Here is a 15,591-nt window from a genome sequence, read left to right on the forward strand (position 1 = left end):
AACCGGCAGGCTCTACGGTGGGAGGATGCTTCGACGAGCCCTCGCACGCCTGTTCTGGACGTTCAGCCGCTGGCGCCTCGTCAGCACCCCCGCGCCGACTCGGCCGACCATCCTGATCGGTGCGCCTCACACATCGAACTGGGACTTCGTCCTCATGCTCGCGATCGCGTGGCGCCTGCGGATCCCGATCCGCTGGATGGGCAAGAAGAGCCTCTTCCGGGGATGGCGGAACGCCCCGATGCGGCGGCTCGGCGGCATCCCCGTCGACCGTGACGATCCCTCGCGCGTCGTGACGGACGTGCTGGCGCAGATCGCCGCCGGCGAGGTGTTCGGCCTCGTCATCACCCCGGACGGCACACGCGGGTCGCGCACCGGCTGGAAGTCCGGCTTCTACCGCATCGCCCGTGCCGCCGGGATGCCGGTGACCCTCGGGTACGTCGACCGCACCACCATGACCACCGGGCTCGGACCGACGATCGAGCTCACGGGCGACGTGGCCGCCGACATGACCGTCATCCGGTCGTTCTACGCCGACAAGGCCGGCTACCGTCCGGAGCTGCGCAGCGAGCCCCGGCTGCGCGACGAGGGGATCACGGGGGCCGAGCCGGAGCCGGCGCCGTGACGCGCATCATCGCCGGGGCGGCGGGGTCGCTCGCGCTGACCGTCCCCGACCGCGGCACGCGTCCGACGAGCGATCGGGTCCGGGAGTCCCTGTTCGGCGCACTCGAAGCCGCGGACGCCGTGACCGGTGCGACCGTGCTCGACCTCTACGCGGGATCGGGAGCCCTCGCGCTCGAAGCCGTGAGCCGCGGCGCGATCCGGGCCGACCTCGTCGAGAAGGCGGCGCCGGCCGCGCAGGTCGCCGAGCGCAATGCGCGCGTGGTGGGTCGCGCCGTGCCCGACGCCGCGATCCGCGTCCACCGCGCGAGCGCCGACGCCTTCCTCGCAGCGCCGATCGCACCCGCAACCGGATACGACCTCGTCTTCCTCGACCCGCCGTACGACGTCGACGACGCCGCCCTGGCGGCGACTCTGGCGCTCCTGCCCCCCGTGCTGGCCGCGGGTGCGTGGGTGATCGTCGAACGAGCCGCACGGTCAGCCGAACCGCAGGCCCCGTCGGGCCTCGTCCCGCTGCGCAGTCGTCGCTACGGCGACACGACGCTCTGGTGGTACGAGGCGGAGTGACAGCCCGCGCTCAGCCGGCCTGTCCGTCCCAGTCGCGGTAGGGATCCCAGCCGCCGTCGGACGACTCCGCCACGCCATCGACCAGGAGCAGGCCCGCCGCACGGTCGCCGACGGTGCCGATCACCCGAAACTCCGCCGGGATCGGCGCCTCGGCGGGGAAGACGGCCAGCAGCGCGTGATCCTCGCCGCCGCTCAGAGCGAGAGCAGGATCGGGTCCGAGCGCAGCCGTCCGCAGGTCGATCGAGACGCCGGATGCCGCGGCCATCCGGCGCGCGTCGCGGATGAGGCCGTCCGACACGTCCATCATGGCGGTCGCGCCGGCATCCGCGGCTCGGACGCCGGCGGCGATCGGCGGGCACGGACGCAGCTGCGCCGACACGAGGCTCGCCTCCCGCTCGTCGAGCAGCGCGCCGTCGACGGGCACGGCTGCACCTGCAGGGTCGCGGAACCGCTCGAACAGCAGCGCGAGCCCGGCGGCGGCCGCGCCCGTCTCCCCCGCGATCGCGACGACCTGTCCGGAACGGGCGCCCGATCTCAGCACCGGCCGGCGGCCGGCCGGCAGATCGCCGATCGCCGTGACCGCGATCGCCAGCGTGTCGGAAACCGTCAGGTCTCCTCCCGCCACCGCGCACCCCGGGGCGAGCTCCTCGCAGGCCTCGCGGAGGCCCGTGGCGAGTTCCTCGACGAACTCGATCGTCGTGTCATCGGGCATCATCAGCGCGACGAAGAGCGCGACGGGCCGCGCACCCATGGCGGCGACGTCCGCCAGGTTGACGGCCGCAGCCTTCGCACCGAGATCACGCCCGCGCGACCACGCCAGCCGGAAGTCCGGACCGTGCACGAGAGTGTCCGTCGTCACGACGACGCGGGGGTCCGCGAGCCGCAGAACGGCGGCGTCGTCCCCCGGCCCCACGTCGACCGGCGAGGGTCCCAGCCGGGCGAGGATGCGGGCGAGGATCTCCTCCTCCGCGAGCTCGCCGACGGTGAGCGGTGAGGTCGGGGCGGGCATGCCCTCCACGCTAGCGCGGCTACCCTGGAGGGTGTGCAGCGCCCCCGTTGGTTCGTCCCCGTCGCCCTGACCGTCGCAGCTCTCGCGCTGACCGGATGCGCCGGCACCGTCAACGTCCCGGCGGCGGCCGACGCGAACTCCCCCGCGTGCGCGGAGGTCATGGTGCGCCTCCCCGACTCCGTCGCGGGCGCCGATCGCCGCCACACCGACAGTCAGTCGACCGCGGCATGGGGCGATCCGACGTCCGTCATCTTCTCGTGCGGTGTGCCGACTCCGGGACCGACGACGCTGCGGTGCGACAACGTCTCCGGCGTCGACTGGGTGATTGACGAGTCCGAGGCTCCGAAGTTCACCGTTCGCACCTTCGGGCGCGAGCCCGCCGTCGAGCTGTTCTTCGACACGAGCGTGACCGATGCGTTCCAGGGGGTCTCCAGCCGCGAGGTGCTCGACGCCCTCTCGCCGATCGTCAACCGGCTGCCCCGCACGGGCGGCGCGTGCGTCGACCGCGTCGACGCGACGCCGGTCCCGACGCCCGTCGCGCCCTGATCGACGCGAGGTCAGGCGCGCGCGGGCACCCGGGCGAGCGCGACCTCGACGAGTTCGGTGATGAGCTCGCCGTACGACAGACCCGATGCGATCCAGCACTTCGGGAACATCGAGATCGGGGTGAACCCGGGCATCGTGTTGAGCTCGTTGACGTACAGCCCCGTCGGGGTCTGGAAGAAGTCGACGCGGGCGAGACCCCGGCCGTCGACGGCGTCGAAGGCCGCAACGGCCATCCGCTGCAGATCCTCGATCTCGGACGGCGTGACGTCGGCGGGGCAGACGACATCCGCGCCGTCTCCGCCGAGGTACTTCCCCTCGAAGTCGTAGAACTCCCGCGTGGTGAGGACGATCTCGCCCGGCAGCGACGCGCGTGCGGGGTCGACGCCGCGACCCTCCAGCACGGCGACCTCGATCTCGCGCCCCACGATGGCGGGCTCGACGAGCACCTTGTCGTCCTCCGCGAAGGCCAGCTCCAGCGCGGCGTCGAGCTCGTCGGCGGCGTGGACCTTCGACACTCCGACGCTCGAGCCGGCGCGAGCCGGTTTGACGAAGCTCGGGATGCCGAGCCCTGCCGCCGCGGCCCGGACCGCCCCCGGGTCGTTCGCCCACTGCGCCGCGGTGACGGTCACCCACGGGGCGACCGGGATGCCGGCGGCCTGCAGCACGATCTTCATGAAGTGCTTGTCCATGCACAGGGCCGAGTCGAAGACCCCGCCGCCCGCGTAGGGCAGCTGAAGCGTGTCGAAGAAGCCCTGGACGGTGCCGTCCTCGCCGTGCGGACCGTGGAGGATCGGCAGAACCACGTCGACCTCTCCGAGGGAGTCGACGCTGCCGTCCGCGCGACGCACGCGCAGCTCGCGATCGCCCGCGGGCTCCGGCCACAGCACGCGCGTGCCGTTGTCGGCGACCTCCGGCATCCGATCGGGGTTCAGCGCGAACTTCTCGGGGTCGTCGTCCTCGAGCACGAACGCCCCGTCGCGCGTGATGCCGACCGGCACGACGCGGTAGCGATCACGATCGATCGCGCGCAGCACCCCCGCCGCCGTGGCGGAACTGATGGAATGCTCGCTGGAACGCCCGCCGAAGAGCACCGCTACTGCTGTGGTCGCCATGGTGGGTCCTCTCGCCGGTCGGCTTGTCGTCGTCGGTGGTCAGGTGCGGGGCGATGTCGCGCGGGTTCATGGTGCCGTCGAGCACCATCTTCACCTGCTCGACGATCGGCATGTGCACGCCCGCCTCTCGGGCGAGCTGCAGGATGGGAGCGACGGATGCCAGGCCCTCGGCGGTCTGGTCCATCTGCTTCACGACGTCCTGGAACGAATAGCCCTGACCGAGCAGTCGTCCCGCGGTGTTGTTGCGGCTGAGCGGCGACTGGCACGTCGCGATGAGATCGCCGAGCCCCGCCAGCCCCTGCAGCGTCTCGGTCTGCGCGCCCTGCGCGACGGCGAAGTCCGTCATCTCGACGAGCCCCCGCGTGATGATCGACGCCTTCGTGTTCTCGCCGTAGCCGACGCCGTCGACGATGCCGATGGCGACCGCGATCAGGTTCTTCAGCACCCCGCCGAACTCGGTGCCGATGACGTCGGTGTTCACGAACGAGCGGAAGTACGCGTTGCGGGCGCGCAGCGCGACGGCCTCGGCGGTCTCACGGCTCGTCGAGGCGATGACGGCGGCTGTCGGCTGCTCGCGGGCGATCTCGAGGGCGAGGTTCGGCCCGGATGCCACCGCGATCCGCGCGGGGTCGCAGCCGAGCTCCTGCTCGATGACCTGGCTCATCCGGAGTCCGGTGCGGCGCTCCACGCCCTTCATGAGCGAGACGACCGGCGCGTCGGACTGCGCCAGAAGCGGGCGGATGGCCTTGAGGTTCTCACGCAGCGCCTGGCTCGACACGGCGAGGTAGACCTGATCGGCTCCCGCGAGCGCCTCCGAGAGATGCGGGGTGGCGGTCATCGATCGCGGCAGGTTGATCCCGGGCAGATAGCGGCTGTTGCGCTTGCCCTCGCTGATCTCGTGGGCGAGCTCCGCGCGGCGCGCCCACATGACGACGCGGCTGCCGCCATCGGCAAGAACCTTGCCGAACGTCGTGCCCCAGCTGCCCGCTCCGACGACCGCGATGCGCGGCGGAGCGGCCTCGGTCCTCCGGCTCACAGTCGACCCGTCTCCTGCTGCCCGTGCTGACCGGGATTCCAGCGTTCCGCCGGCGGCTCCTCGCCGCGGAGTTCGCCGAGGAGTCCCGAGATGCGCCCCATGACGAGATCCGTCGCCGCGACGAGCTGCGCCGGTGCGAGCGTCGCGCCCGCCGTCTCGGGAAGCTCCACGCGCGGGCCGAATCGGACGCGGATGCGCTTGCGCAGCGGCCAGAGGCTCAGCTTGCCGTAGCGCGGCAGGATCTGCTGCACGCCCCACGTCGCGACCGGGATGACGGGGATGTCGCCGGCGACGGCGACGCGCACCGCGCCCGACTTGCCGCGCATCGGCCAGAGGTCCGGCTCACGCGTCAGCGATCCCTCCGGATACACGATGACCCCGCGACCGTCGGATACGAGTTCCGCCGCCTGCGAGATGGCCTGCCCGGCTGCGGACGCGGACGTCGTCCGCGAGACCGGGATCATGCCGAGTCCGCGCAGCACCGTGCCGACCACGGGCACGCGGAAGAGACTGTCCTTCGCCATGAATCGCGGCGCGCGACCGAGGCGCCAGGTCGCGACGGCGACGACGATCGGATCGAACTCGCTGTAGTGGTTCGGGGCGAGAACGTACGGGCCGCTCTCCGGCAGGTGCTCGGCACCCTCCACGTCGATCCTCGCGAGAAGACCGACCGCGGGCACGACGATGGCCGCCGCGAGCCAGAACGGGCTCGGCTTCGTCTTCTCGGGGGAAGCGCGCCGACGAGAGGTGCTCACGGCTCAGCCGATGACGTCGAAGTCGGCGCCGAGCGCCGTCAGCTTGTCGAAGAACTTCTCGTAGCCGCGCCGGATGATGCCGACGTTGCGCACGATCGACGTACCGTTCGCGGCGAGAGCGGCGATCACGTAGCTGTACCCGCCGCGCAGGTCGGGGACGACGACATCCGCCCCGTGGAGCGGCGTCGGACCGGAGATGACGGCGGCCTGTTCGAGGGCCCGACGGGGAACGCGACGCTCCGGGCTCGCGATGCCCTCGGGGTGGACGACGATGTCGGCGCCCATCTTGTTCAGGGCCTGCGTGAAGCCGAGACGGTTCTCGTAGACGGTCTCGTGCACGGTCGACACACCCTCGGCCTGCGTGAGGGCGACGATGAGCGGCTGCTGCCAGTCGGTCATGAATCCGGGGTGCACATCGGTCTCGACCGAGACGGGGCGGAGGGCTCCGTCGCGGCGGAACCGGATGCCGTCCTCCTGGATGTCGAAGTCGCCCCCCGCCTTGCGGAAGACGTTGAGGAAGGTGAGCATCTCCTGCTGCTTCGCGCCGCCCACGAAGATGTCGCCGTCGGTCGCGAGGGCGGCGCACGCCCACGAGGCGGCCTCGTTGCGATCGAAGATCGACCGGTGGTCGTAGCCGCGGAGCTTGTCGACGCCCTCGATGAAGATGACGCGGTTCGGCTCGTACGAGATGATCGCGCCCATCTTCTGCAGGACCGCGATGAGGTCCATGATCTCGGGCTCGATCGCGGCGTTGCGCAGCTCGGTGGTGCCGCGTGCGCGGACGGCCGTCAGCAGCACCTGCTCCGTGGCCCCCACGCTCGGATACGGCAGCTCGATGTCCGCGCCATGGAGTCCCTCGGGTGCCGACAGGCGGATGCCGCTCGGCTGCTTGTCGACGATCGCGCCGAACTTGCGGAGGGCGTCGAGGTGGAAGTCGATGGGCCGGTCGCCGATGCGGCATCCGCCGAGATCGGGGATGAAGGCCTGACCCAGCAGGTGCAGGAGCGGGCCGCAGAAGAGGATCGGGATGCGCGACGCACCCGCGTGCGCGTCGATCTCCTCGAAGTTCGCCGAGACGGCGCCGGTGGGATCGAGGCGCAGCACGCCTTCGCTCTCCTCGACGACGCCGACGCCGTGCACCTCGAGCAGCGAGCGCACGACGGCGACGTCGCTGATGTCGGGGACGTCCCGCAGAACGCTCTCGGTCTCGCCGAGAAGCGACGCCACCATCGCCTTGGTCGCGAAGTTCTTCGCGCCCTTCACATCGACCCGTCCGACGAGCGGACGTCCGCCGCGGATCTCGAGGATCTCGCCTTCTTCGCGGCTCGTCTGCTGCGCCGACGCCGGCTCACTCGAGGGAGTGCTCATCCAGGGGTTTCCTCACTTGGTCATCGAGGGCTGTGCGAACGCGCGCCCCACGGTTGCGGGGCGTGGTTCCGGCTACGCGACGGGGAGTGTCCGCGGTCGCCACGCCTCGCGGCGCGCCTCGAACTGCGCGATCGCCTCTTCGTTGCGCAGCGTGAGCCCGATGTCGTCGAGTCCTTCGAGGAGCCTCCACCGAGTGTAATCGTCGATCTCGAAGGGGACGCGGAGGTCGCCGATCGACGCCGTCCGAGCCTCGAGGTCGACCGTCATCGTCGCGCCGGGTGCCGCGTCGACGGCAGCCCAGATCGCCGCGCGATCGGACTCCGAGATCACTCCCGCCAGGAGGCCCTGCTTGCCGGCGTTGCCGCGGAAGATGTCGGCGAACCTCGGTGCCAGCACGACGCGGAAGCCGTAATCGCGCAGCGCCCAGACCGCGTGCTCGCGGCTCGAGCCGGTCCCGAAGTCGGGTCCGGCGACCAGCACCGAGGCTCCGGAGAACGCCGGCTGGTTCAGAACGAAGTCCGGATCCTGCCGCCAGTTGGCGAACAGCGCGTCCTCGAAGCCCGTCTTCGTGACGCGCTTGAGGTAGACCGCCGGGATGATCTGATCGGTGTCGACGGCGGAACGCTTCAGCGGCGCGACGACACCGGTGTGGGTGGCGAACTTCTCCATGATCAGGCCTCGACCTTCTCGCGGGCGGGCAGATCGCTCGGGCTCGCGAGGCGCCCGAGAACGGCGGTGGCGGCGGCCACGAGCGGCGACACCAGGTGCGTGCGGCCCCCCTTGCCCTGCCGGCCCTCGAAGTTGCGGTTGCTCGTCGATGCGCACCGCTCCCCCGGAGCGAGCTGATCGGGATTCATGCCGAGGCACATCGAGCAGCCGGCGAAGCGCCACTCCGCGCCGAACTCGGTGAACACGCGGTCGAGCCCCTCGGCTTCGGCCTCCAGCCGAACGCGAGCGGAACCGGGCACGACCATCACGCGGACGCCCTCGGCCTTCGTCCGTCCTGCCACGACGGAGGCGAAGGCGCGCAGGTCCTCGATACGGCTGTTGGTGCACGACCCCATGAAGACGGCGTCGACCGGGATCTCCTTCAGGGGGGTTCCCGGCTCGAGGTCCATGTACTCGAGGGCGCGCTCGGCAGCGGCCTTCTCGTTCGCGTCGGCGAAGTCCTCGGGCGCGGGGACGGTCCCGCTCAGCGAGACTCCCTGACCCGGGTTGGTGCCCCACGTGACGAACGGCTCGAGCTCGGCCGCGTCGATGAAGATCTCCGCGTCGTAGACCGCTCCTTCGTCGCTCGGGAGCGTCCGCCAGTAGGCGACCGCGTCGTCCCAGTCCTGGCCCGTCGGGGCGTGCGGACGGCCCTGGACGTAGTCGAAGGTGATCTCGTCGGGTGCGACCATGCCGGCGCGGGCGCCGGCCTCGATCGACATGTTGCACATCGTCATGCGCCCCTCCATCGAGAGGGAGCGGATAGCGCTGCCGCGGTACTCGAGCACGTAGCCCTGCCCGCCGTTCGTGCCGATCTTCGCGATGACGGCGAGGATGATGTCCTTCGCCGTCACCCCCTCCTTCAGCTCGCCCTCGACGGTGATGGCCATCGTCTTGAACGGCTTCAGCGGCAGCGTCTGCGTCGCCATGACGTGCTCGACCTCGCTCGTGCCGATGCCGAACGCCATCGCGCCGAAGGCGCCGTGGGTCGAGGTGTGGCTGTCGCCGCAAACGACGGTGATCCCCGGCATCGTCAGCCCCAGCTGCGGGCCGACGACGTGGACGATGCCCTGCTCGGCGTCGCCCAGCGAGTGCAGGCGCACGCCGAACTCCTGGGCGTTGCGCCGCAGCGTGTCGATCTGGGTGCGGCTCGTCAGGTCCGCGATCGGCTTGTCGATGTCGAGCGTCGGAGTGTTGTGGTCCTCGGTCGCGATCGTCAGGTCGACCCGGCGGAGCGGACGCCCCTCGGCGCGGAGACCGTCGAAGGCCTGCGGACTCGTCACCTCGTGCACCAGGTGCAGGTCGATGTAGATGAGGTCGGGCTGGCCGTCCTCGCCCCTGACGACGAGATGGTCGTCCCAGACCTTCTCTGCCAGGGTGCGCGGGCGCTCGGGCGGGGTGGGAATGCTCATGGGTTTCGTTCTCCTTGCGAACCGGATCAAGCCCGTGACGGACTCCGCGGCGAGGAGGGGCTCAGAACGAGGCCTCGCCGCGGCCGCTAAGGAGAAGGCGGGCGATCAGCATGGGGTCAGGATAGCACCGGGACGACTCGGGCCCGGCCGAGCGGACGGCCCGCGGCATCCGTTCAGTCGCGGCGCGGCGGGAGCGGCGGCTGGTCGACTGTGCCCGGAGTGCCCTTCTCGGCCGCGACGTCCGCAGCGGCCTCGGTCGGTGTCTGGGCGCCGCCCTCCCGTCGGGCGGCGATGAGGCTCGCGACGGTCGCGACGGCCATCGAGGCGATGATCACGCCGAGCGAGACCCAGGTCGAGATCTCGGGCGCCCACTCGATGTGCTCCCCGCCGTTGATGAAGGGGAGTTCGTTCTGGTGCATCGCGTGGAGGATCAGCTTCACACCGATGAAGGCGAGGATGAACGCGATCCCGTAGTGCAGGTACTTCAGCCGGTCGAGGAGATCGCCCAGCAGGAAGTACAGCTGGCGGAGCCCCATGAGCGCGAAGAGGTTCGCCGTGAAGACGAGGAACGGATCCTGCGTGATGCCGAAGATCGCCGGGATCGAGTCGAGCGCGAACAGGAGGTCGGTCACGCCGATCGCGACGAAGACGATGATCATCGGCGTGAACATCCGCTTGCCGTTCACAATCGTCCGCACCTTCGGGCCGTCGTACTCGTCCGAGATGTCGACGGTGCGGCGGATGATGCGGACGAGGAAGCTCTCGCGCTTCACGTCGTCGTCGTGGTCGCCCTCGGGCAGAGCCTGCTTGATGGCGGTGTAGATGAGGAACGCGCCGAAGATGTAGAAGACCCAGCTGAACTGCTCGATGATCGCCGCGCCCGCCAGGATGAAGAGCCCGCGCAGCACGAGCGCGATGATGATGCCGACCATCAGGACTTTCTGCTGGTATCGGCGCGGCACCGAGAACTGACTCATGATCAGCACGAAGACGAAGAGGTTGTCGATCGAGAGGCTGTATTCCGTCAGCCAGCCGGCGACGAACTGGCCGGCGTGCTCGACATCGGCCACGGCCCAGAGGATCGCCGCGAACACCAGCGCCAGCCCGACGTAGAACAGCACCCACAGCGTCGACTCCTTCGGCGACGGGATGTGCGGTCGCTTGACGATGAGAAGGAGGTCGGCGACGAGCACGAGCACCAGCACGACGAGCGCGACGATCTGGAACGGCACGGGGAGGTCCATGCGAGCCTTTCGGGGAGAGAGCCTCCCGAGACTACACCCGGGCTCCCTCGCGCACGGGGCGGTGAGACGGATCCCGCGACCGCGACACTGTCAGGGTGGAAGAAGGGGGAACACGGATGCCGAAGACCGCCGTGCCGGCCGATGCCGAGCTCGTCGCCGCCTCGGCCGAAGGCAGCGAGCATGCGTTCCGCACGCTGTATCGCGCCTACGTCCGGCCCGTCTACTGGCTCGCCCACGGACTGCTGCGCGACGCCGGCGACGCAGAGGACGTGACGCAGGAGACGTTCCTCGTGGCGTGGCGCAAGATGCCCGGACTCGAGCTCGCGAGCGACTCCCTCCTCCCCTGGCTCGTCACGATCTGCCGGTTCCAGTGCGCGAATCGGATGCGGCGACAGCAGCGCGACCGAGCGCACGACGCCGGCGAGCAGCCGGACCTGCCCGCGACGGTGGACGTCGAGCAGCAGGTGGTGCAGTCCGATCTCGTCGAGCGCATCCTGGCCGCCGTCGACGACCTGAGCGCGCTCGACCGCTCGATCTTCCGCCTCTGCGCGGCGGAGGGCTACTCGTACCAGGCGGCCGCGGACCGCCTCGGCGTGTCGCACGCGTCCGTCCGCAACCGCCTGTCCCGCATCCGCACTCACGTGCGTACGACCGTCGAACCGGAGGAGTCATGACCGATCTGCCCGTCCTGGAAGAAGACCGCATCGACGCGATGGAGTCCGCGTTGTTCGCGGACATCGCCCGGGAACGGCGTGAGATCTCGGCGCGGACCGCGGCGGAGCGCGCACGAGGTCGGCGTCGCCGCCGCACCGCCTGGCTGGCGTCCGGCGCGGCCGCGGCCGTCCTCGTCGTGGCCGTGGCGATCGCGCCGCAGCTGACGGGGTCGAGCGCCGGCTCGGGCGCTGTCGCGCCCGCCGCGGAACCGGGCCTCACCTTCGATGCGCCCGCCGACGGCGACGGACGGATCTTCAGCGAGTCCTCGGGCGGTTTCGCGACCGAGGAATCGGTTCCGGCTCCCGCTGCGCGAGACCTCGACGGAGCCGGCTCCGAGCGCGGCGACGGCGCCGCACGCGAGGTGGTGGCCTCGGCGTCCGCGACGATCGTCGTCGACGACCCGCGAGCGGCGGCGGATGAGATCGGAGCTCTGGCGGCCGCAGCCGGTGGGTACGTCGAGTCGGCCAGCGTCGGCGGCGCCTCGCCGACGTCGTCGACGGACACCGCGATCTGGCCTCCGGTCTCCGGCGGCGCCTGGGTCTCGGTCCGCGTCCCCGCCGACGTGCTGTCGGAGGTTCTCGACGACCTCGGCGAAGTCGGCGACATCGAGACCTCCCAGGTCTCACGCGACGACGTCACGAGCCAGGCGATCGACCTGCGCGCACGGGTGCAGTCGGGGCAGGCATCGGTCGACCGCCTGACCGGGCTGCTCGCCGAAGCGGGCTCGGTCGCCGACCTCATCGCCGCGGAGTCCGCCCTCGCCGAACGACAGGCTGACCTCGAAGCACTGCAGCAGCAGCTGGCCGCGCTCGATTCGCAGGTGGCCATGTCGTCGCTGACGGTGCAGCTCACGACGCCGCCGGCAACCGTGGACGCCGATCCCGCGGGCTTCGGCGACGGACTCACCGCGGGGATCAACGGCCTCGTCGCAACGCTGAACGGCGTCATCGTGGCGATCGGGTTCCTGCTGCCCTGGCTCGGCGTGCTCGCCGTTGTCGCCTTCGTCATGTGGCTCATCGCGCGTACGACGCGCCGCCGGCGCGCCTCCCGCGCCGCGCCGGACGAGACCTGACCCGTCGAGAATCGGCATCCGCGGTGAGACTCCATTGCGCGGCCGGAGTCTCACAGCGGATGCCGATTCTCGCGGCACTGGGCAACACGAAAGCCCCCCGGCAGAACCGGGGGGCTTTTCGATGTGACCCCAGCGGGATTCGAACCCGCGTTACCGCCGTGAGAGGGCGGCGTACTAGGCCGCTATACGATGGGGCCGTACTTTTCGTCTTCTCCGGGGCTCCGGAGGCAACCGTTAAAGTATGCCATGCGTCCCGGGATCGAACAAAATCGGCCCGACGATTGCCCGTCCGGGCGTGTCGGGCGTTGACTGATCGCATGCATGTCACGAAGCACGAGCACGCCTGCCTCCGCCTCGAGCAGGAGGGCAAGACGCTCATCATCGATCCGGGTGCGTTCACCCTTCCGCTGAACGATCTGCACGACGTCGTGGGCGTCGTCATCACGCACGAGCATCCCGACCACTGGTCCGCGCAGCACCTCGATCGGCTCGTGTCGAGCTTCCCCGGCGTCCCGATCTATGGACCCGAGGGCCTCGCACACGCCGCCGCCGGTTTCGACATCCGCGTCGTCTTCCCCGGCGACACCGTCGACGCCGGCCCGTTCCACCTCGAGTTCTTCGGCGGGAAGCACGCCGTCATCCACGAGTCGATCCCGGTCATCGACAACGTGGGCGTTCTGGTGAACGGCGCGTTCTACTACCCCGGCGACTCCTACGCGGTTCCGAAGGGGGCGGATGTCGCGCTCCTGGCCGCACCGGTGGGCGCACCGTGGCTGAAGATCGGCGACGCCATCGACTTCGTGCTCGCCGTGAAGCCGCGTCGGGCGTTCGCCACGCACGACATGACCCTGTCGCAGGCGGGCCTCAGCATGGGGCACGAACGGCTGAAGTGGGCCGCCGAGCAGAACGGCGGCGAGTTCCTCCCCCTCGAACCGGGACAGTCGACGGACATCTGACCGCACGCCCGACCCCGCGAAACGACGGATGCCGCGACCCCGAAGGGCCGCGGCATCCGTCGTTCGAGCGGGGTCAGGCCGCGTCGTGGTCGATCTCGAGGAAGGCGACGAGCTCGTCGAGCGCCTTCTCGGCGCCCTCGCCCTCGGCCTTGAGCGTCACGACCGAGCCCTGGGAGGCACCCAGACCCATAATGCTGAGGATGCTGCCGGCGTTGAGGTCGGCGCCGCCCTCGACCGCGATGGTCACGGGCACGCCCTTGGACTGCACCTCCTGAACGAAGAGCTTGGCGGGGCGCGCGTGCAGCCCGGAGCTGCTCGCGATGGTGGCGGTGCGTTCTGCCATGGTGGTGTCTCCTCAGACGGTCGCGGTCGCCGCGGCCGGAACCGGGGCGGTGGAGCTCTTGCGGGCGTACTTCTTGAGCACGACGAGCAACAGCGCAGAAACGACGGTACCCGCCAGGAGCGCGACGAAGAAACCCCACACGGGATTGATCGCGAACAGGACGAAGATGCCGCCATGGGGCGCGAAGCTCTGCACCCCGAACACCATGCTCAGCGCCCCCGTGATGGCACCGCCCACCATCGAGGCGGGGATGACGCGGAGCGGGTCGGCCGCGGCGAACGGAATGGCGCCCTCGCTGATGAACGAGGCCCCGAGGAGCCACGCCGCCTTGCCGTTCTCATGCTCCACCGGGGTGAAGAGCGGCCGGGCGAGCACCGTCGAGGCGAAGGCGAGGGCGAGCGGCGGGACCATGCCCGCCGTCATGACCGCGGCCATGATCAGGTACGGAGCGGTGTTCTCCGTCGACGCCGCGGCGAGGCCCGTGGTGGCGAAGACGTAGGCGACCTTGTTGATCGGGCCACCGAGGTCGAAGCACATCATGAGGCCGAGGATGATGCCGACCGCGACCAGGCCCGCACCGCTCTCGGTCAGGTTGGTGAGTCCGTCCGTGAGCAACGCCATGAGCGCCGCGATCGGGCGGCCGAGGAAGAGGATCATGAGCCCCGACGCCACGATCGACCCGATCAGAGGGATGATCACGACGGGCATCAGCCCGCGCAGCCAGCGCGGTGCCGGCAGGCGGCCGAGCCACCAGGCGATGAAGCCGGCGAGGAAGCCGCCGACGATGCCGCCGATGAAGCCCGCGCTCATCGTCACCGCGATCGCTCCGGCGACGAAGCCGGGCGCGATGCCCGGGCGGTCGGCGATGGCGTACGCGATGTAGCCCGCGAGTGCGGCGACCAGGAAGCTCATCGACGTCGACCCGATCATGAAGGCGACCGAGCCGAGGTACTGTCCCAGCGGCCCGAACGGCGACGTGATGTCGCTGGTCGGGAGGTTCCAGAGCGCGTTGTCGATGATGACGTTCGCCGCGTTGTCGGTGACGCGGAATCCTCCGAGCGCGAAGCCGAGGGCGATCAGCAGACCGCCGCCGGCGACGAACGGGATCATGTAGCTCACACCCGTGAGGAGGATGCGCTGGATCTTCGCGCCCCACGACAGGTTCGACGCGGCCGAGGTCGACGCATCGCCGCCCGCGGCGGCACCGCTGACGCGCGACGCGTTCGGGTTGGACACCGCGGCGACGGCTTCGCGGATCATCTGCGCGGGCTGCTCGATGCCGCGCTTCACTCCCGAGCGAACGACCGGCTTGCCGGCGAACCGCGAGATCTCGCGAACATCGACGTCGGTCGCGAAGATGACCGCGTCGGCGCCGTCGATGACCGATGCCGGGAGCGCCTGGTAGCCGCTGGAGCCCTGCGGCTCGACGACGAGATCGATCCCGGCTTCCTTGCCGGCGGCGGTGAGGGCGTCGGCGGCCATGAAGGTGTGTGCGATGCCCGTCGCGCACGACGTGACGGCGACGATGCGCGCCGGACGGCCCTCGACCTGCAGGTCGGATGCGACGGTGGTGGCTGCGGTGCTGCCGGCGGCCCCGATCGGGGCCGCCGCTGCGGTCGAGGCCGCTGCGGGCGCCGCCGAGGCCTCGCCCTCACCGATGGCCGCGCGCACGATCCGCACGACGTCTTCGGGCGTCGCGGCCGCGCGCAGGTCGGAGGTGAACGTGTCCTGCATGAGGCTTCGCGCGAGCCGCGAGAGCACCGCGAGGTGCGCTTCGGCCGCATCCGCCGGGGCCGCGATGAGGAAGACGAGGTCAGCCGCGCCGTCGGGCGCGCCGAACTCGACCCCGGGCGAGAGCCGGGCGAACGCGAGCGACGCCTGCGTCACCGCCGCGCTCTTGGCGTGCGGGATCGCGATGCCGCCGGGCAGGCCGGTCTCATCCTTCTCCTCGCGGGCGATCGCGTCGGCGGCCAGTGCCTCCGCATCCTCGGCGCGTCCCTCGGCCGCGACGAGGCGGGCCAGGGCGCGGATGACGTCCTTCTTGTCGGTCCCGAGCGGCGCGTCGAGGCTGACGAGCTCCGGGGTGATGGTGTCGGACACGGTGTCCTCCTGGTCGGGTGTTCGAGTGGAT

16 protein-coding genes and 1 tRNA gene are annotated in these 15,591 nt (G+C 70.6%); 6 read left to right on the forward strand and 11 right to left on the reverse strand.

The features are described from left to right. The first annotated feature begins 25 nt into the window (after positions 1 to 25). Both F6B42_RS07995 and rsmD read left to right on the forward strand, forming a co-directional pair. Positions 26 to 622: a 1-acyl-sn-glycerol-3-phosphate acyltransferase gene (locus tag F6B42_RS07995; protein WP_150419084.1), complete on the forward strand. Its 597-nt coding sequence runs from the start codon at positions 26 to 28 to the stop codon at positions 620 to 622. After that, positions 619 to 1,185 (forward strand): 16S rRNA (guanine(966)-N(2))-methyltransferase RsmD, encoded by a 567-nt coding sequence (rsmD, locus tag F6B42_RS08000; protein WP_150419085.1) that lies wholly within the window; start codon positions 619 to 621, stop codon positions 1,183 to 1,185. The genes F6B42_RS07995 and rsmD overlap by 4 nt, the downstream gene beginning before the upstream one ends. A gap of 10 nt (positions 1,186 to 1,195) precedes the next feature. On the opposite strand, the gene thiL is transcribed toward rsmD, so the two are convergent. Further along, positions 1,196 to 2,194 (reverse strand): thiamine-phosphate kinase, encoded by a 999-nt coding sequence (gene thiL, locus F6B42_RS08005; protein ID WP_150419086.1) that lies wholly within the window; start codon positions 2,192 to 2,194, stop codon positions 1,196 to 1,198. A gap of 33 nt (positions 2,195 to 2,227) precedes the next feature. On the opposite strand from thiL, the gene F6B42_RS08010 reads away from it, so the two are divergent. Beyond that, positions 2,228 to 2,740, forward strand: coding sequence for a DUF3515 family protein (locus F6B42_RS08010; protein ID WP_150419087.1), 513 nt, complete (start codon positions 2,228 to 2,230; stop codon positions 2,738 to 2,740). An 11-nt stretch (positions 2,741 to 2,751) separates the two neighbouring features. Here the strand turns inward: F6B42_RS08010 and F6B42_RS08015 are convergent, their stop codons facing one another. The 7 genes from F6B42_RS08015 to F6B42_RS08045 form a co-directional block, all read right to left on the reverse strand. Then, a complete protein-coding gene (locus F6B42_RS08015) occupies positions 2,752 to 3,852 on the reverse strand; it encodes a D-alanine--D-alanine ligase family protein (RefSeq protein ID WP_150419088.1) in 1,101 nt (366 codons plus the stop codon). Then, positions 3,752 to 4,888, reverse strand: coding sequence for an NAD(P)H-dependent glycerol-3-phosphate dehydrogenase (locus tag F6B42_RS08020; RefSeq protein WP_150419089.1), 1,137 nt, complete (start codon positions 4,886 to 4,888; stop codon positions 3,752 to 3,754). Before F6B42_RS08020 ends, F6B42_RS08015 begins: the two co-directional genes overlap by 101 nt. Then, entirely contained in the window at positions 4,885 to 5,643 is a 759-nt protein-coding gene (locus F6B42_RS08025; RefSeq protein WP_150419090.1) for a lysophospholipid acyltransferase family protein, read from the reverse strand. The genes F6B42_RS08020 and F6B42_RS08025 overlap by 4 nt, the downstream gene beginning before the upstream one ends. Positions 5,644 to 5,646: 3 nt before the next feature. After that, positions 5,647 to 7,011 (reverse strand): UDP-N-acetylglucosamine 1-carboxyvinyltransferase, encoded by a 1,365-nt coding sequence (murA, locus tag F6B42_RS08030; RefSeq protein ID WP_150419091.1) that lies wholly within the window; start codon positions 7,009 to 7,011, stop codon positions 5,647 to 5,649. A gap of 72 nt (positions 7,012 to 7,083) precedes the next feature. Further along, positions 7,084 to 7,680: a 3-isopropylmalate dehydratase small subunit gene (leuD, locus tag F6B42_RS08035; RefSeq protein WP_150419092.1), complete on the reverse strand. Its 597-nt coding sequence runs from the start codon at positions 7,678 to 7,680 to the stop codon at positions 7,084 to 7,086. Positions 7,681 to 7,682: 2 nt separating this feature from the next. Further along, entirely contained in the window at positions 7,683 to 9,131 is a 1,449-nt protein-coding gene (gene leuC / locus F6B42_RS08040) for a 3-isopropylmalate dehydratase large subunit (protein WP_150419093.1), read from the reverse strand. 173 nt (positions 9,132 to 9,304) lie between these two features. Then, positions 9,305 to 10,375 (reverse strand): TerC family protein, encoded by a 1,071-nt coding sequence (locus F6B42_RS08045; RefSeq protein WP_150419094.1) that lies wholly within the window; start codon positions 10,373 to 10,375, stop codon positions 9,305 to 9,307. Between the two features lie 116 nt (positions 10,376 to 10,491). Between F6B42_RS08045 and F6B42_RS08050 the strand changes: the two genes are divergently transcribed. Both F6B42_RS08050 and F6B42_RS08055 read left to right on the forward strand, forming a co-directional pair. Then, positions 10,492 to 11,049, forward strand: a complete 558-nt coding sequence (locus F6B42_RS08050; protein WP_150419095.1) for an RNA polymerase sigma factor — start codon at positions 10,492 to 10,494, stop codon at positions 11,047 to 11,049. Beyond that, on the forward strand, positions 11,046 to 12,161 hold the full coding sequence (locus F6B42_RS08055; protein ID WP_150419096.1) for a DUF4349 domain-containing protein: 1,116 nt from the start codon (positions 11,046 to 11,048) through the stop codon (positions 12,159 to 12,161). Before F6B42_RS08050 ends, F6B42_RS08055 begins: the two co-directional genes overlap by 4 nt. Before the next feature lie 124 nt (positions 12,162 to 12,285). Here the strand turns inward: F6B42_RS08055 and F6B42_RS08060 are convergent. Next, positions 12,286 to 12,358: transfer RNA gene (locus F6B42_RS08060), tRNA-Glu, on the reverse strand. 120 nt (positions 12,359 to 12,478) lie between these two features. Here F6B42_RS08060 and F6B42_RS08065 point away from each other — a divergent pair. After that, positions 12,479 to 13,117, forward strand: a complete 639-nt coding sequence (locus tag F6B42_RS08065) for an MBL fold metallo-hydrolase (protein WP_150419097.1) — start codon at positions 12,479 to 12,481, stop codon at positions 13,115 to 13,117. Between the two features lie 73 nt (positions 13,118 to 13,190). Here the strand turns inward: F6B42_RS08065 and F6B42_RS08070 are convergent, their stop codons facing one another. Together F6B42_RS08070 and F6B42_RS08075 are read right to left on the reverse strand one after the other, a co-directional pair. Then, positions 13,191 to 13,460, reverse strand: a complete 270-nt coding sequence (locus F6B42_RS08070; protein ID WP_091498658.1) for an HPr family phosphocarrier protein — start codon at positions 13,458 to 13,460, stop codon at positions 13,191 to 13,193. A gap of 12 nt (positions 13,461 to 13,472) precedes the next feature. Continuing rightward, positions 13,473 to 15,560 (reverse strand): PTS fructose transporter subunit IIABC, encoded by a 2,088-nt coding sequence (locus F6B42_RS08075; protein ID WP_150419098.1) that lies wholly within the window; start codon positions 15,558 to 15,560, stop codon positions 13,473 to 13,475. Between the last annotated feature and the right edge of the window lie 31 nt (positions 15,561 to 15,591).

Origin of the sequence: Microbacterium radiodurans, from assembly GCF_008710705.1 — a bacterium.
Taxonomy (GTDB): domain Bacteria; phylum Actinomycetota; class Actinomycetes; order Actinomycetales; family Microbacteriaceae; genus Microbacterium; species Microbacterium radiodurans.

Bases quoted from the DNA above. Each gene is read 5' to 3' on its own strand.
- F6B42_RS07995 (WP_150419084.1), top strand. From the start codon at position 26: ATGCTTCGACGAGCCCTCGCACGCCTGTTCTGGACGTTCAGCCGCTGG.
- thiL (WP_150419086.1), bottom strand. From the start codon at position 2,194: ATGCCCGCCCCGACCTCACCGCTCACCGTCGGCGAGCTCGCGGAGGAG.
- F6B42_RS08015 (WP_150419088.1), bottom strand. From the start codon at position 3,852: ATGGCGACCACAGCAGTAGCGGTGCTCTTCGGCGGGCGTTCCAGCGAG.
- murA (WP_150419091.1), bottom strand. From the start codon at position 7,011: ATGAGCACTCCCTCGAGTGAGCCGGCGTCGGCGCAGCAGACGAGCCGC.
- leuD (WP_150419092.1), bottom strand. From the start codon at position 7,680: ATGGAGAAGTTCGCCACCCACACCGGTGTCGTCGCGCCGCTGAAGCGT.
- leuC (WP_150419093.1), bottom strand. From the start codon at position 9,131: ATGAGCATTCCCACCCCGCCCGAGCGCCCGCGCACCCTGGCAGAGAAG.
- F6B42_RS08045 (WP_150419094.1), bottom strand. From the start codon at position 10,375: ATGGACCTCCCCGTGCCGTTCCAGATCGTCGCGCTCGTCGTGCTGGTG.
- F6B42_RS08050 (WP_150419095.1), top strand. From the start codon at position 10,492: ATGCCGAAGACCGCCGTGCCGGCCGATGCCGAGCTCGTCGCCGCCTCG.
- F6B42_RS08055 (WP_150419096.1), top strand. From the start codon at position 11,046: ATGACCGATCTGCCCGTCCTGGAAGAAGACCGCATCGACGCGATGGAG.
- F6B42_RS08065 (WP_150419097.1), top strand. From the start codon at position 12,479: ATGCATGTCACGAAGCACGAGCACGCCTGCCTCCGCCTCGAGCAGGAG.
- F6B42_RS08070 (WP_091498658.1), bottom strand. From the start codon at position 13,460: ATGGCAGAACGCACCGCCACCATCGCGAGCAGCTCCGGGCTGCACGCG.